Here is a 15,819-nt window from a genome sequence, read left to right as displayed (position 1 = left end):
CGGGGCAAGCCCGCTGGGGGTGTCAGAAATTTTGTGTTCGGGCATAACATGAGTAAGAGGTGCATGTATGCCAACCAAAAAGAAACCCGCGTTGAGTTTTTCGCGAGCAAGCTCGCTCCTACAAAAAAGCCTTAACTGAACGGCATTAGGGCAAGCCCGCTCGCCACAACAAACCTGCTCGCCACAACAGCCCCCTCCCACAGTTTCAAGCGATAACAATCCCCTCCCCCGATAGCCCGACCACCCCCACCAACGTCACCGAATCCGCGCCAAAACTGATCACCGTATCCGCGCCTACCACCTTGGCGTGATCACGATAATCCGCACTGCCCTGCACATCCGTGAACACCAGCTTGTCGGTGGCTTGATAGCCGATAATCCGGTCCTGGCCGAAATGCCCGTTGAACAGAAACGTGTTGTGGCCGCTGCTGTCGCGGATCGTGTCATTGCCCTTGCCGCCCTCGATAAAGTCCGCGCCCTTGCCGCCCTGGATCAGGTCATCGCCGTCGCTGCCAATAATGAATGTGTTGCCCTTGTGCGCCTCGGCATTGCGGTTAAGGTCCTGCACCCAGGTGTTGGCCCGCGCCGGGTCGGACAGGTTGGCGACGATGATCGTCGAATCGCGGCTCATCTGCGCATAGAAACCCGATTCCACGATGCGCGTCATCCCGTCGCCATACCCCGTGGGCAAATGCGAGATCCAAGTCGGCAGGTTGGTGATGGAAAACGGCAGCACATTCCATAGCGTCGAGGCGTAGTGGTCGTTAAAGCTGACGATATTGTCGGTGGTCGATTCATGGGGTTGGTCATGCACGCCCAACGACGACCAATTGAAGGAGGAGCCGTCCAGTGCACGGAATACCGGGTCGTTTTCATAACCGATATTGAGCACCTTGTCGCCGGCGCTCTGGGTCGGCGAGGCGTAGGCCACGTAGTTGGCGTCCTGGTAGAAACCCGCCCATTTGCCGCTGCTCAAGTCGGCCATGCTGTTGACCGCCAGGCCGCCCAGGCTGTGGCCGCTGACCACCACGTCGTGGCCGCTGAGGCCGTGGGCGCTGGCATAGTCGGCGACGTTCTTGAGCAGGCCGCCAAAGGCTTCGCCGGCATAGTTCTTCGCGTAATCCTTGGGGCCCAGAGCGGCGAGCAGATCGCTGACCAGATCCCCTATGGAGTCGCTGATCAACGTTTCCCGAGGGCCTGAAGTACCGCGAAAACCGATACCGATTTCCAGCAACTTGCCGGCGTCATCGTACTTGCCCAGTACCTCGACCTGGGCCGTGGTGTAGCCGGCCTTTTCGCCGAAGAACGTGCCTCGGGCGTCGACCTTGCCGGTATAGCCCAGGGCGCTCGCGCTGATGGGCGTCCAACCGGCCTGTTGCACAGCGTCCAGGGCGGCTTTTTCCGTGTCCGGGTTCCAGGGAATGCCGGGGATCACGCCCTGGGAATCCGTACTACCCAGCAGAGCACCGACCAGCGTGGCAGGCAAGCCGAGCCCCAGGCCGTTGTGCTGGTAGCCCACGGCAAAGCCGTTATCCAGGTTGTGGTAGGTATACAGCGTGATCGCCATGGCATCGGCGAACAACGCTTTGGAGCCTTCGGCCCCGAGGTTTTTATAGTCAAACACGCCCATGGTCTTGCCTCTCTGTTGTTGGAATTGTCGAGAAAGTCAATTACTGCGGTGCCGGCCCGAACGCCTCATCCACCTTGGCCAAGTCGGTGTCGCGCAGGTTGCCGGCGTAGTAATGCAATTTGGTCCAGGCCATCAGGTAGTCGTAGCGCGCCTGGGCCAAATCGCGCCGCGTGCTGTAGAGCTGTTGCTCAGCGTTCAACGCATCGAGGTTGACCCGCTCGCCACCGAGGATGCTTTGCCGGGTCGACACCACCAGCGCTTGCGCCGAGGTCAGGGCCTTTTGGTAAGCGCGCAGTTTGCTGACACCGGACAGGCAGGCACTGAACTGCCGACGCAGCTCGATCAGGGTTTCGCGGGTCTTGCCTTCCAGTTCGTACTCGGCCTGCTCCATGGCGCGGCTGGCCTGGCGGGTGGACGCCGAAATACCGCCACCGGCATACAACGGCAGGCTGACTTCGACGCCGATGGTGTTGGTGTCGTAGCGCTGGTTGTAGGTGTTGCCGCTGTCGGACTCCTGCTGGCGCGAGCTGGCATACGCCATGACCTTCGGCAAATGCCCGGCGCGGTTGCGCTCCACTTCGTAACGCGCCACTTCCAGGGCCTGGCGCTGGGACGCGAGTGTGGGGTTGTTGCTCACCGCCAGTTCATGCCAGCTGTCGTAGTTGGCCGGCGTCAGCGTGAAGGCGGCGAAGCTTGGGTTCAGGGGCGCCAAATCGGTGATATTGACGCTCTGTACGCCGATCAAGGCGCCCAGCTCTCTCAACGAGGCGTCCTGCTCATCCAGCGCCTGGATTTCTTCAGCGGTGGCCAGTTCATAGCGCGATTCGGCTTCGAGGATATCGGTCCGCGTGCCTTCGCCTTGCTGGAACAGGTGCCGGTTCTGCTGGAACTGCTGCTCGAAGGCTTTTTTCTTGGCGCGGGCGATATCGATCTGGTCCTGGGCAAACAGTGCCTGGGTGTAATAACTCAGCACCCGCACCAGCAGCGCCTGGCTCTTGTCGCGAAAACTCTCATCGGCAAACAACGCTTGGGCCACGCCCTTGCGGTAGTTGGCGTAAGCCTCGTAGTCGAACAACGGCTGTTGCAGGCTGAACGTGGAGCCGTAACTGTTGTAGTTGCGGTCATCGTGATAATTGCCGCCACGCCCATCGGGCAAGGTGGCCTGGGAGTTGTTGCGGCCCTTGTTGTAGGTGTACGACAGCTTGGGCAGCAGGCCGGCGCGGCCGATGGTGCGGTTTTCCAGGCCGGCGTCGCGCTCCTTGATGGCGCCGAGAAACACCGGATCGTTGCGCAGCGCCTGTTCATACACATCGAACGGGCCCATGGCGGCCTGGGCATTGGCGCAGGCCAGCAGCAAGGTGATGAACACTGGCTTCATGCTCATTCCTCGGTCAACGCGGAGCCGGCGCGATCGAGCAACGGCTTGAACAGGTAATTGAGCAACGAGCGTTCGCCGGTGCGCACGAACATCTCGGCAGGCATGCCCGGTTTGATCACCAGGCCGTGGAGTTTCTCCAGGGCCGCCTCGCTGACGGCTGTGCGCAGCACGTAATACGGGGCGCCGGTTTTTTCGTCGAGCATCTGGTCGGCGGAAATCAGGCTCACTTCCCCCGGCACGCGGGGGGTACGGCTCTGGTTGAAGGCGGTGAACAGGATATCGACCGGCAAGTGGGTGCCGACCTTGTCCACCAGGTGCACCGGCAAATGCCCTTCGACTTCCAGGCGCGTGCCCTGGGGCACGATTTCCAGCAGGGTTTCACCGGCCCGCACCACGGCGCCCTCGGTGTGCACGCTGAGGTTGACCGCGATGCCGTCGGCCGGTGCGTTGATCTCGCTGTGTTGCAGATCGAAGCCGGCGGAGGTGAGTTGCTGCTCCAGGGTCAGGCTGCGCAACTGTGCGTCGGCCAGCTGGCTGCGGACTTCCTTCTGGTATTCCTCGCTGTGCTGCTGCAGCTTAAGGCGCGATTCGAGGATCCCCTGCTCCACCCGGCCGCTTTCGCCGGTGTTCTGCGCCAGGTCCTGTTGCACCTGGGACAACTGGCGCTGGTACTCCATCAAGCGGTTGCGCGGGATATAACCGTTGTCGGCCAAGGGTTGCAGGTTGCTCAGTTGGTCGCGCAGGGACTGGGCCTGGGCGGTCAGGTCGCTGCGCGCACGGCGCATGCCGTTCAGTTGCGCGCTGGCACCCTCGATATTCGCGCGAATCCCGGCCTGTTCCCGGGCAAAGGCTTCGCGGCGGCTGCTGAACAATTGGCGCTGGCCTTCGAGGACCAGCGCCAGTGCCGGGTCGGGGCTGTTGCTCAGCTCAGCGGGAAAGGTGATGGCCGATTGATTGTCGCGTTCGCTCTGCCACCGCGCGACGCTGGCCCAGGCCATGCGGTACTGGGCTTGCAGGGACTGCACGTCGGCCTGGTGCTGGGTCTGGTCGAGACGGAACAGCGGCTGGCCTTGCTTCACCCACTGCCCTTCCTGCACCAGAATCCGACTGACCACGCCGGGGCTGAAGGTTTGCACCGCCTTGCGTTTGCCCGACACCACCACCGTGCCCTGCACAGGGATGCCCTGGTCCAGGGGCGCCAGGCTGGCCCAGAGGAAAAAGCCACCGGCACCGACCACGCTCAGCAGCCAGCCCATGCGCGCGAAGAACCGGGCGTCGCGTTGTTCATGAATCATGCTGACATCCTTACTGCTTGACGCAAAACCTGTAGGAGCGAGCTTGCTCGCGAAAAACTCACCGTCACCGCGTGTATCCAATCAGGGCGCGTCATCGTTAACGCCCTTCGCGAGCAAGCTCGCTCCTACCTTGGGGCGGGTGCTCCCTGTGGCCGGACAACGCCCGCAGTACTTCCTGGCTTGGCCCGAATGCCTGCAAACGCCCTTCGTTAAGCACCAGCAACTTGTCAGCCTGGGCCAGCGCCGAGGACCGATGGGTGACCAGGATCACACTGCTGCCCTGGGCCTTCATCTGCACAATGGCGCTGGCCAGGGCGGCTTCGCCGACGGTGTCGAGGTTGGAGTTGGGTTCATCGAGCACAATCAGGCGCGGCTCGCCATACAGTGCACGGGCCAGGGCCACCCGTTGTTTCTGGCCACCGGACAGGCCGCCGCCGTTGTCGCCCAGGACCGTGTCATACCCGTGGGGCAAGCGCAGGATCAATTCATGCACACCGGCTTGTTGCGCAGCCTTCACCACACGCTCGGGGTCGGCATCGCGAAAGCGCGCGATGTTGTCGGCAATGCTGCCGCTGAATAGCTCAATGTCCTGGGGCAAATAGCCGATATGCGGGCCCAGGTCGCCGCGGTCCCAGCGATGGATATCCGCGCCATCCAGGCGCACCGTACCGGCCAGGGTCGGCCACACGCCCACCAGTACGCGAGCCAGGGTCGACTTGCCAGAGCCCGAGGCGCCGAGCACCCCCAGCACGTCACCGGCGCCCAGGTTGAAACTGACTTGATGCAAGGTGGCGATGCGTCGCCCTGGCGGCCCAGCACTGACCTGCTCAAAACTCAGCTGGCCCTTGGGCGCGGGCAACGCCATGTGCTCGACTTCAGGCGGGAACTCGCGCAGCAATTCATCCAGGCGCTGATAGGCCAGCTTGGCCGAACTCCATTGCTTCCACACCGCAATCAGTTGGTCGATGGGGCTGAGCACGCGGCCCATCAGGATAGAACCGGCGATCATCATCCCGGCGGTCATATCCCCGCGGATCACCAGCAGCGCACCCAGGCCCAGCACCAGGGATTGCAGGCACAGGCGCAGGGATTTGCTCACTGAGGTGACCACCGAGCCGGTGTCACTGGCCTGGTTCTGCAAGCCGAGGAACTGCGAGTGCACGGCAAACCAGCGCTGGCGCAGGGCGCCGAGCATGCCCATGGCCTGGATGGTCTCGGCGTTGTGTAAATGGCTGGTGGCCAGTTGGGTGGATTGCTGGGAGAAACCACTGGCCTCCCCCAGCGGCTTTTTGGTCAGGTATTCGTTAAGACACGCTAATGCAATCAGCAACACTGCGCCGGCCGTCGCCAAGACGCCCAACCACACGTTGAACAGGAAGATCACAAACAGGTAGATGGGAAACCACGGCGCATCGAAAAAAGCGAACAGCGCCGGCCCGGTAATGAATTGGCGGATATGGGTCAGGTCGCCCAGGGCTTGCCCGGCATGCCCTTGGCCACGTTGCAGGTTGCGTTCGAACGCGGCTTTATAAACGCGCAAGTTGAAACGTCGCTCCAACTGGCTGCCGATGCGGATCACGATAAAACTGCGGATGACTTCCAGTGTGCCAATAAACGCAAAGAACCCCACGACCATCAGCGTCAACATCACCAGGGTCGTTTCATTCTGGGAAGACAACACGCGGTCATACACTTGCAGCATATAAATGGACGGCACCAGCATCAGCAGGTTAATCAAGGCGGTAAAACAACCCACGCTGATCAAAATGCTCTTGTATTCACCCAGCGCCTTGAATAAGGGTGCAACGCCTTGGGGTTTGGCCATATCTCTTGTTCTTCCCTGAATCAAATTACGCGCATAAGTTGCCCGAGCCCCCGGTCAGGGCCAGCCAACTAATAACATCGAGTGATCGAGTTATAACCAATAACTAAGGGGCGCGTTGCAATACCACTTCCGTTCCGGAGGGTGTGCGGCCTTTGTATTCGCCATCCTTCTGGCGATTCAAATGGGTGATCCCGGTGCCTTCGGCATTCATCAGCCAGATACCGTCGGGCGTCGGCGACCAGCTCAGGGGTTTGTCACCCAGCCATTGCGTCACACAAGCCACATCACCGCCCAGGGCATTGGCCGGTTCCAGCAGGTCGAGGGCACACACCTGGTCCTGCTGGTGCAACTGCCAATGCCCGGCCAATTGGGCGCTCGTGGGTAAAACAAGACTGCTCGCCATTGCGTGGGCTCCTGCCGACATGACCATCGCCTGCAACACGCAGGCGATCAAGTTGAAAAAACGCTGCATCTTCACGCTCCATCCAACAGGCGCGGCGCCGAAACGCCGCGCCCTTGTATCACGCGACGATATCGCTGACCGCTGCCTGGCCGACCGTGGTGACGAGGAAGTCCGCCACGCCGTGCCCGGAGAAGTCCACCGCCAAGGTACCCAGGTTGGTGCCCGAGGCATAGGTCAATACCGCATCGCCGGCATGCCCGGTGAACGCGTTGACGAAGGTCAGGCCCGCGCCTTTGGTGATGCCGGACAGGTCGATCTTGTCCGAACCCGAGGTGAAGTCAAAGATCTTGTCCGCCGCCCCAGGCTTGGAATCGGAACTGGCACCGAACACAAACGTGTCGTTGCCGGCGCCGCCCCACAGTTGGTCGGCACCGCCGCCGCCGTAGATGAGGTCGTTGCCGGCCCCGCCCTTGATCACGTTGGCGGCGTTGTTGCCGATGATCAAGTCGTTGCCCGCGCCACCGAAGGCGTTCTCGATGGTCACGCCCTTGGCGATCGAAACGTTACCCACCAGGCCGCCCACATCGGAGAACGAGGCTTCATTGAGGTTGATCTTCTGGTTCTGGGTAAAACCGGAGAAATCCAGGGTGTCGTTGCCACCACCGTCCCATACCGAAAACACCAGTTTGTCGGCGTTGGAGGTGGCGCTGAGGAAGTCACGCCCGGTGTTGGAGTTGAACCCGTAGGTGGTGTCGCCGGCGCGGGTGTTGTAGTTGGCACCGTAGAGCTTCTGGATCGCGGCGATGTCGTCGATCAGCGGGCCGGAGGCATAGGCTTCAACCCCGCCTTTACTGAAGTTCTGGTTGGTGTTGCTTTCGCTCCAGTAGCTCATGAGGCTGTAGCCGCGCGTGTCCTGTCCATAGGTCGCGTCGTTGTAGGTCGGGTTGCCGTTCCCGGCGTTGTAGTCGCCAGGGTGCGCCAGGCCCAGGGTGTGGCCGATCTCGTGGGTCAGGGTCTGCCGGCCGTAGTTGTTCAGGTCCGGGGTCTTGTTCGGCGTGTAGCTGTTGTTGGTCAGGTACCACGACGTGCCGTCATAGCCCGCACCGGTGCCAGGCAGGTAGGCAAAGGCTGCCGCGCCGTCCTGGCCGCTGCTGTAGTTGCCGAACGTCATATGAGCGTCACCGCCGCTGGCCTTCTCGGTGAAGGTCACGTTGGCCACGTCCGACCAGGATTGCATGGCCAGGGCGGCCTGGGCTTTCTGCTGGGCGTTGAACTGGCTGAAGCCCGAGATACCGTGTTTGTTCAGGGTGCTCGAGGAGGCCGAGGTCAGGAAGGTGTAGGTCAGGTCGATCTTGCCGTTGCCGTCAACGTCCCGGTACGCGGCGCCGTCGCGCAGCAATTGGGTGGCTGCCTGGTCAACGGTATAGGAGGGTTTGCCATTGATCGTGAGGTTGCCGCCACGGTCATACAAATGGCTGAAGCTATCGATTTGCGAGTAAGCGGTGCTGGCTTGCGCCGCCGACACAATAGCCTTGTCTTTTACTTTTGACATAAACGTACTTCCTTGTTTGCAAGTGCATCAGTTTTTATCGATAGGAACCCCGCGGGCGAGATCGTCCTATCACTCGCCTCTTTTGAAGGCGTATCGAAACTGACACAATTTGAAAACTTTCGTCTACCTCTATTTACACAGTGGAAAAATCATAGAGGAGCAACTTAGGGAAGTCATAAGCCGTGTTTGTTGGGGGCCGATTGCTTTTGTCCGACAAAATAACCAGGGCTGTTATTTAAATATTAAATACGGGTAAAGCCGCTCAAGTAGAGCGGCAAACCCCATTAAGGGATCCACTGTATTGTCACGGTGTCATTGGCACTATTCATCTAGCCCGTTATTACACTTACATCATTAAGTACATGCCCCCTATTACCGGGACACACTCCAGCCGGTTTTGCCCAATGCCTGTAACAGTGTTTCGCCGTTCAAGCCCGGCACTTGCACACCGTCGTCCGTCGTCATGTCTTCGCCAGCCAGCATGGCGTTGATGATCGCCTCCTCCACTGCCTCCGCCGCCGCGAGGAACAACGGTGAAATATGGTCGTTATTGACCATCTGCAACGCGGTGCTGAACGGCAGGCCCTTGCGCCCGTAATCCGCGGGCGGCAAATCCTGGTTGCCAGTGGCGAAGGCCAGGAACAGGTCACCGCTGGAGTCCTCGGTCCCCCCGCCGGTACGGGCGATGCCAATGGAGGCGCGCTGTGCCAGGCGCTGGCATTGATGCGGCAACAACGGCGCATCGGTGGCCAGGATCACCACAATCGAGCCCATGCCCGGCGTGCCACGCTCGGCAAACGGTGACGGGATGTCCATCAAATGGCGGCCTGCCGGGTAGCCGTCGACCCGCAGTTCCTGGCGCTTGCCGTGGTTAGCCTGCACCAGCACGCCGACGGTCCAGCCACCCTGCTCCGCTGGCAAGCGGCGCGACGCCGTGCCGATGCCCCCCTTGAACTCATGGCAGATCATCCCGGTGCCGCCGCCCACAGCGCCCTCCTGTACCGGGCCCGGTTCGGCGTTGTTCACCGCCTCGCGCACATGCGCAGGCTTGATGTGCTGGCCCCAGATATCGTTGAGCAGGCCGTCATAGGTTTCCATCACCACCGGCATGCACCAATACACCGCCGGGTCCGCCAGGCGTTCGCGCTCCAGGGCGATCAACGTATCGCGCACGATGCCGATGCTGTGGGTATTGGTGATCGCCAGCGGCGTCGTCAACAGACCGGCTTCGTTGATCCATTCCAGACCGGTGGCGTCACCGTTGCCGTTTAGCACGTGGTAACCGGCAAAACACGGCTGTTGCCGCGCCTCCCCGGCGCGCGGCTGGATCACGCTGACGCCGGTGCGCACCTGCTTGCCGTCGATGCGGGTCTTGAGCGTACTGTGGCCGACGCGAACGCCGGGAACATCGGTGATGGCATTCAATTCGCCGGGCGTGCCCAGCCCCAACGTAATGCCCAATTGACGTGCACGCATACCCACTCCTTACAATTTCTGAAACGCCGGACTCAGCCGGCCACTGATGCAATACAGGATCACCGACACCGCCAGCAAACCGATGATGATCATGATGTCGCGAACCGAGGAAGCCACCAGCAAGGTCACCAGCAGGTACCCCGCGCCCAGCACCGCGAGCAACGCCGGCAGCGGCCACAAAGGCATGCGATAGGGATGCTCGCGGTCGCGCAGCCGCACCCGGCTCATCAGCGCGCTCAAGGCCACCACCAGGTACACCAGCATGATCAGCAGCACGCTGAACGACGTGAGGTCCGCCAGGTTGGAGCTGAAACTCAACAACGCCGAGGGGATCGCCAGGAACAGCGTAGCCAACCACGGCGAGTCCCAGCGTGGATGGATGCGCGTGAACAACTGGTTGATGCGCGGCGTCCACAGCGCATCGCGACCACTGCTGAAGACCACGCGGCCGATCTGGATGACGATGGCGACAATGGCGTTGAACACCGACAGGAAGATCCCCGCGCTGACCAGGCGTGACAGGGTTTCATTGCCGTGGCTGGTGAGCAGGTAGCCGATGGGATCAGGGCTGCTGATCATCGCGCTCAGGGACGGTGCGCCAATCAACAGCGCGGTGATCGGCACAATCTCGATCACCACCACCAGCCCGAGGGACCACAGCACAGCCTTGTGTACGCCCTTGCCGCCGCATTTCATGTCTTCGGCGAGTAACACCGCCGGGCCATAGCCATTGAACGAGAACAGGCCAATGCCCACCGCACCGATCACCAGGGCCCAGGGCGCCAGGTGCAACACACCGTTTTCGACGATCTGCGGCTGGAACAACACACTGGCCGGTTGCACCGGGTGGCCGAAGCCGATAAACACGATGACCAGCAAGGCCGCCACTTCCAACAGCAGGCAGGTGCCGGTGATCCAGGCGTTGAGCTTGATATTGAGGATGCCCAGGGCGTAGCTGCCGACCACGATGACCAGGGCGACGGTTTGCGCGTCGAATTTCGTGCCCAGGGCGTTGTTGAGGTAAGTCGCTGCACCGGTGGCCAGCACCGGCGGAATAAACAGCAACATCACCAGCACCGTCAGAAACGTCGCGTAGCCGGCCATGCCACCGAATACGCGCTTGGCGTACACGTACTCACCGCCGGCACTGTTGTGCGCCCGACCCAGTTCGGCGTAACAGAAGGCGAACATCAGCGCGAGCAAACCGGCCATCACAAACGCCAGGAACACACCACTGCCCGCCTGCTGGATGGCAAACGGCGCGATGACAAATACGGAACTGGCCGGGGTCACCGCCGAAACGGTGATGGCAACCACATCGAAGACGCTCAGGGTGGGTTTGAGCACGCCGTCTGGCGCGGGAGAAGTACTCATATCGTTATCCTCTGTCGTTGTTTTTGGTGTGAGGCAGAAACGAAAAATGATGATCGTCCGGGATATGTTCCCCGTTGACTGATGGCGACGTTATCGGCTGGGGGCTTGTCAGCCAATTCCCCTATTGGCGTACTCCCCTTGACGACACCCGGTAAAAAGCCGAACCCTTGGCCGATCTTTTGATGGCGGGAGCCTGATTCATGAGCCTGTTCAGGGAAATCGGCATGCATGCGGGGCTGGGGCGCACGCTGGCACACATCGGCACCGAGCGCTTCTGGAAACAGCTGGTGCTGTTGTTGCACCAATGCCTGCCCTTCGATAACGCCCTGGCGATTTTCTACCCCCTGGAGGGCCCGCCCCAGGCGCTGGAGGAGTACGACGCACAGCCCAGCAGCAAGCCGGCGTCGATGCTGGTGTACCTCAATGGCCTGTACCTGCTCGATCCGTTCTTCCAGGCCTGTCGCGAAGGCTACGCCAGCGGGGTGTATCGCCTGGAAGAGGTGGCGCCGGATCATTTTCGCCAGAGTGAATACTTCCTCAATTACTTCCACGACAACGTGCTGGAAGACGAGGTGCAATTTATTCTGCAACTGCCCGGTGCGGGAACGTTGTCGCTGTCGTTGGGCATGCAGCGGCGGTTCAGTGGTGACGAAACCGGGCTGATGACCACCCTGGCGGCATGGGTATTGCCATTGATGCAGCAGCATTGGCAGCAAAGCACCCAGCGTGCGCCGGCGATGGACAGCCAGATCAGGGATGCATTGAGCCAGTTCGGCTGCGGCGTGCTCTCGGACCGCGAACTGGAAATCGCCCGCCTGGTGCTGCGTGGGTTCTCCTCCAAGGCCATGGCCGAGCGCCTGAATATCTCGCCGGATACGGTGAAAGTGCACCGTCGGCATTTGTACGCGAAGCTGGACATCTCGTCACAGCCGGAGCTGTTCTCGTTGTTTATCCAGTCGTTGGGGCATGACCTGGAAAACCCGTGAGACCGAGGTTGTACTCAATCCAAATGTGGGGGGGCCTCAGATAGCTGTGGGTCAGTTGCAGATGCATCAACTGACACGCCCTCATCGGGGGCAAGCCCCCTCCCACATTAGTTCTTCAGCGACCCGTGCGAATGGTGTTCCACACCCGCGTGCGAATCCGGTCGATATTCAGTGGCATGGCCTCCAGCGCGAATAACTTGCCCATCATTTCGTCGCTCGGGTAGATCTTGGTGTCCGCCTTGATCTCAGGGTCTACCAGGCTATCCGCTGCGCTGTTGCCGTTGGCGTAGTGCACCGAGTTGGTGATGTCCGCCATTACCTGGGGTTCCAACAGGTAATTCATGAAGGCGTAGCCGGCTTTTTCATCGGGCGCATCGGCGGGCATGGCCACCATGTCGAACCAGATCGCCGCGCCTTCCTTGGGAATCTGATAACCGATATTCACGCCATTCTTGGCTTCCTTGGCCCGGCTTTCGGCTTGCAGCACGTCGCCGGAGAAGCCCACTGCGACGCAGATGTCGCCATTGGCCAGGTCGCCGGTGTACTTCGAAGAGTGGAAATACGCCACATAGGGCCGCACTTTCATCAGCAGCGCCTCGGCTTTCTTATAGTCCTCAGGGTTCTTGCTGTGCGGCGCCAGCCCCAGGTAATTGAGGGCGATCGGCAACAGTTCCGGGCCGTTATCCAGGATTGCCACCCCGCACTTGCTGAGTTTCTCCATGTATTCGGGCTTGAAGATCAGGTCCCAGGAGTTCACCGGCGCGTTGTCACCGAGCACGGCCTTGACCTTGTCGATGTTGTAGCCAATGCCAGTGCTGCCCCACAGGTACGGAAAACCGTGGGCGTTGCCGGGGTCGTTGTTTTCCAGGGCCTTGAGCAGTACCGGGTTGAGGTTCTTCCAGTTCGGCAACTGGCTCCTGTCGAGCTTTTTCAACGCGCCACCCTGGATCTGCCGCGCCATGAAGTGGTTGGACGGGAACACCACGTCGTAGCCGGAATTACCGGTCATCAACTTGCCATCGAGGGTCTCGTTGCTATCATACACGTCGTAGCTGAAACCGATGCCGGTTTGTTTCTGGAAGTTCTTCGTGGTGTCCGGCGCGATGTAGCTCGACCAGTTGTAGATCTTCACCGTTTCGGCGGCCTGGCTGATAGAGGCCACCAACATCAAGGGCAACAGGGCAATGGCTTTCATGGTTCGATTTCCTGGCGGTTTTAGGGCTGTTTTTATGGCAGGCGATCAAGGATCAAAGCGTTACAGGATCAATACGTAGGTCTTGCGCACGGTTTCCTGGATATCCCAGATTCCGGTGCTGTTGGCCGGCAACATCAGTGCATCGCCGGCTTCTATATGCAGGACTTCACCGTCGTCCGGGGTGAAGGTGCAGCGGCCCTGGATAAAGTGACAAAACTCCTGGGATTTGATCTGGCGGCGCCAGCGGCCCGGGGTGCAGGCCCAGATGCCGGTTTCGACGCCATCGCTGCGTTCCACGCTCAAGGTCGACGCCACCGCGATGGGCTCCCCCAGGGGTACGGCGACCGGTGACGAGTCCGGCAGGTGGGTGTTCAGCGCGTCTTTGAATTGAGTAATGCTCATGGGTGTACCTGTGTGAGTGAAACGGCTCAGTGCATGAAACCTTCCATGAAGCCCGCCACGCCGGTCGCCAGCTTGCGGCGCCAGGGCGCGGTATTGGGGTTGGCCAATACCTGGTCTTCATGGACAAAACTACGAATGATCGCGTTGTAGCCCAGCCACCGGCACGGTTCGGGCTCCCAGGCCCTGAGCGCCTCCAGGCCGCGGTCGCGGATCACCCAGGGTTGATGGGTCAGCGGGGTGTCGCGGCCCAGGATCAAGTCGGCCAGGGTGCGGCCGCCGAGGTTGGTGGCGCCGACGCCCTCCCCGCCATAACCGCCGGACAGCGCGATACCGGTCTTGTGATCGCACAGCATGTGCGGCTGAAAACGTCGCGACATGCCGAGGTTGCCGCCCCAGGAATGGGTAATCCGCACGTTCTTCAACTGCGGGAACAGTTCACCGAACAGATAGCGACGCAGCTCGACTTCGCTGTCGGTCAAATCGAAGTTGTGGCGCAATTTGCCGGCAAACTGATAACCGCCGCGCGCGCCGAACACCAGGCGGTTGTCGGCCGAACGCTGGCCGTAGGTAACCTGCCGGCTGCTCTCGCCGAAGGCCTGGCCGTGATTCAGGCCGATCTCATCCCAGGTGCTGGCGGGCAACGGTTCGGTCGCGACGATCAGGCTTTGCACCGGCAGCTGATAACGCCCCAGGGGCGGCAATGTCGGTGCGTAGCCCTCGATGGCCGGCACCACCCAGCCGGCGCGCACGCTGGCTTGGGCCGTGCGCAGGCTGCCGGACTGCCAATGGGTCACCGGGCTGTTTTCATAGAGGGTCACCCCAAGGCTTTCAACGACGCGCGCGAGGCCACGTACCAGCTTGGCCGGGTTGATCGTCGCGACATGGGGGGCGTAGATGCCGCCATAGGGCTTGGCGATGCGTATCTGCTCGGCCAGCTGTTGCGTGTTCAGCCAACGGTAATCGGCTTCGGTGAGGCCTTGGGCGTAGAGCTTTTCCAGGTAGCGGCGCAGGCTGCCTTCCTGCTCCGGGTAACGCGCCGCGCAATACAACGCACCGCCCTTGCGGTAGTCACACTCGATGCCTTCGCGGGCCACTACCTGGGCCACTTCATCGGGGATGCCATGCAACAGGTCAAACGCGGCGCGGCGTTGCTGCGGCGCCAGGCCCGCCAGCAGGCGGTCTTCGCCCAACAGGTTGCCCATCAGCCAGCCGCCATTGCGCCCGGACGCACCGAAACCGGCGGTTTGCGCCTCGATGATCGCAATTTTCAGCTCGGGCGCCTGGCGCTTCAGGTAATAGGCGGTCCACAGGCCGGTGTAACCGGCGCCGATGATGGCAACGTTGACGTCCAGGTCATGGACCAGGGGCGGCCGCGCCTGCAGCGGGTCGTCCAGTTGATCCATCCATAAACTGATATTGCGCCATGCCGGCATGCCAGGTTCCCCTACCTCGTTTCGATAGGCTGGATCCTAGAGCGCGGTGTCAGGGGCTGTCTTGCGCGCGTGCACGCAGGGAAATTTGTTTGACGTAGGCCTTCGGCGATTGGCCCGTGTGCTGGCGAAAAGCACTGTAGAACGCCGAGAGCGAATTGAAGCCGGCGGCAAACGCCAGGTCATCCACTTTGATCGGCGGCGCGGCCTGTTCCAGCGCGACGAGCAAATGCTGGAGCCGCGCCTGGTTGACGTAGCGATAGAAGCTTTGCCCCAGCACCTGGTTCAACAGGTAGGAAATCTGATTGCGGCTATAGCCACATTCCTTGGCGACCCGTTGCAGGTCCAGCTCGGGGTCCAGGTAGGGTTGCTGCTGCTGGAAGTATTGCTGCAGGTCATTGGCCATATGCCCCAGTTGCTGAGGTGACAGGCCCAGGCGGCTGACGGTTGGGCGCGTGGCTTGGGGCGTCTGTTCGTGGACCAGCGAAGCGTACTCATTGACCCGCCAGATCAGCCCATCGCGCACCGTGATCGCCTCGCTGGTACGAAACGACACCAGGCCCTGGCCGCCGCGCAAGGTAATTCGGTACTGGATAAACGCGGTATCGCCATCGGCGCGAATACGGTCCATGTGCTCAATGGCTTCATCCGGGCCACGTGGCATGCTGGCTTGCAGGTACTCACGCAACTGCGCGTAATCGACGACACGGTTCTGGAAGAAATCGTGGTACTGGATGTGCGGGTGATAGTAGGACATCACCCCGTCCAGGTCCCGATGACGCCAGCATAGGTGGTGACGCAGCACTAACGCCCTCGTGGCTTGGGTGTGCTGGCAATCATCGTCAGGGGCGTTGTCGGGCATGAACGGCTCTG

13 protein-coding genes are annotated in these 15,819 nt (G+C 61.2%); 1 reads left to right on the top strand and 12 read right to left on the bottom strand.

The genetic code is table 11. From position 1 onward, the window contains the following. Positions 1–205: 205 nt before the first annotated feature. The 8 genes from A7317_RS14545 to A7317_RS14510 all read right to left on the bottom strand — a co-directional run bounded on the left by A7317_RS14545 (position 206) and on the right by A7317_RS14510 (position 10,933). Positions 206–1,630, bottom strand: coding sequence for a lipase (locus tag A7317_RS14545; protein WP_069076145.1), 1,425 nt, complete (start codon positions 1,628–1,630; stop codon positions 206–208). A 40-nt stretch (positions 1,631–1,670) separates the two neighbouring features. Beyond that, positions 1,671–3,008 carry a TolC family outer membrane protein gene (locus tag A7317_RS14540; RefSeq protein ID WP_069076144.1) on the bottom strand — a complete coding sequence of 446 codons (1,338 nt, stop codon included), beginning with the start codon at positions 3,006–3,008 and terminating at the stop codon, positions 1,671–1,673. 2 nt (positions 3,009–3,010) lie between these two features. Beyond that, on the bottom strand, positions 3,011–4,303 hold the full coding sequence (locus A7317_RS14535) for an HlyD family type I secretion periplasmic adaptor subunit (RefSeq protein ID WP_024075582.1): 1,293 nt from the start codon (positions 4,301–4,303) through the stop codon (positions 3,011–3,013). A 97-nt stretch (positions 4,304–4,400) separates the two neighbouring features. Next, a complete protein-coding gene (locus A7317_RS14530; RefSeq protein WP_024075583.1) occupies positions 4,401–6,128 on the bottom strand; it encodes a type I secretion system permease/ATPase in 1,728 nt (575 codons plus the stop codon). 103 nt (positions 6,129–6,231) lie between these two features. Further along, on the bottom strand, positions 6,232–6,600 hold the full coding sequence (locus A7317_RS14525) for a protease inhibitor Inh/omp19 family protein (RefSeq protein WP_069076143.1): 369 nt from the start codon (positions 6,598–6,600) through the stop codon (positions 6,232–6,234). A gap of 49 nt (positions 6,601–6,649) precedes the next feature. Continuing rightward, a complete protein-coding gene (locus tag A7317_RS14520) occupies positions 6,650–8,083 on the bottom strand; it encodes a serralysin family metalloprotease (protein WP_024075585.1) in 1,434 nt (477 codons plus the stop codon). 372 nt (positions 8,084–8,455) lie between these two features. Continuing rightward, the gene (locus A7317_RS14515) at positions 8,456–9,559 is read right to left on the bottom strand and encodes a P1 family peptidase (protein WP_069076142.1); all 1,104 of its coding nucleotides are present in this window, start codon (positions 9,557–9,559) and stop codon (positions 8,456–8,458) included. Positions 9,560–9,568: 9 nt separating this feature from the next. After that, on the bottom strand, positions 9,569–10,933 hold the full coding sequence (locus A7317_RS14510; protein ID WP_069076141.1) for an APC family permease: 1,365 nt from the start codon (positions 10,931–10,933) through the stop codon (positions 9,569–9,571). A 200-nt stretch (positions 10,934–11,133) separates the two neighbouring features. Here A7317_RS14510 and A7317_RS14505 point away from each other — a divergent pair, with 200 nt between their 5' ends. Then, complete coding sequence (locus A7317_RS14505) at positions 11,134–11,919, top strand: helix-turn-helix transcriptional regulator (protein ID WP_069076140.1); 786 nt, start codon at positions 11,134–11,136, stop codon at positions 11,917–11,919. 115 nt (positions 11,920–12,034) lie between these two features. Here A7317_RS14505 and A7317_RS14500 read toward each other — a convergent pair whose 3' ends face one another. The 4 genes from A7317_RS14500 to A7317_RS14485 are packed head-to-tail and all read right to left on the bottom strand — an operon-like array spanning position 12,035 to position 15,808. Next, positions 12,035–13,114, bottom strand: coding sequence for a polyamine ABC transporter substrate-binding protein (locus A7317_RS14500; protein WP_024075589.1), 1,080 nt, complete (start codon positions 13,112–13,114; stop codon positions 12,035–12,037). Positions 13,115–13,174: 60 nt separating this feature from the next. Next, entirely contained in the window at positions 13,175–13,516 is a 342-nt protein-coding gene (locus A7317_RS14495) for a cupin domain-containing protein (RefSeq protein ID WP_024075590.1), read from the bottom strand. Between the two features lie 26 nt (positions 13,517–13,542). Next, a complete protein-coding gene (locus A7317_RS14490) occupies positions 13,543–14,949 on the bottom strand; it encodes an NAD(P)/FAD-dependent oxidoreductase (protein WP_069076139.1) in 1,407 nt (468 codons plus the stop codon). 49 nt (positions 14,950–14,998) lie between these two features. Then, positions 14,999–15,808 (bottom strand): helix-turn-helix transcriptional regulator, encoded by an 810-nt coding sequence (locus A7317_RS14485; RefSeq protein WP_024075592.1) that lies wholly within the window; start codon positions 15,806–15,808, stop codon positions 14,999–15,001. Positions 15,809–15,819 lie beyond the last annotated feature (11 nt).

Origin of the sequence: Pseudomonas fluorescens (assembly GCF_001708445.1) — a bacterium.
In the GTDB taxonomy this organism is placed as follows: domain Bacteria; phylum Pseudomonadota; class Gammaproteobacteria; order Pseudomonadales; family Pseudomonadaceae; genus Aquipseudomonas; species Aquipseudomonas gorinensis.
The sequence above is the reverse complement of the archived record's forward strand: the minus strand, read 5'-3'. Positions and strand labels throughout refer to the sequence as shown.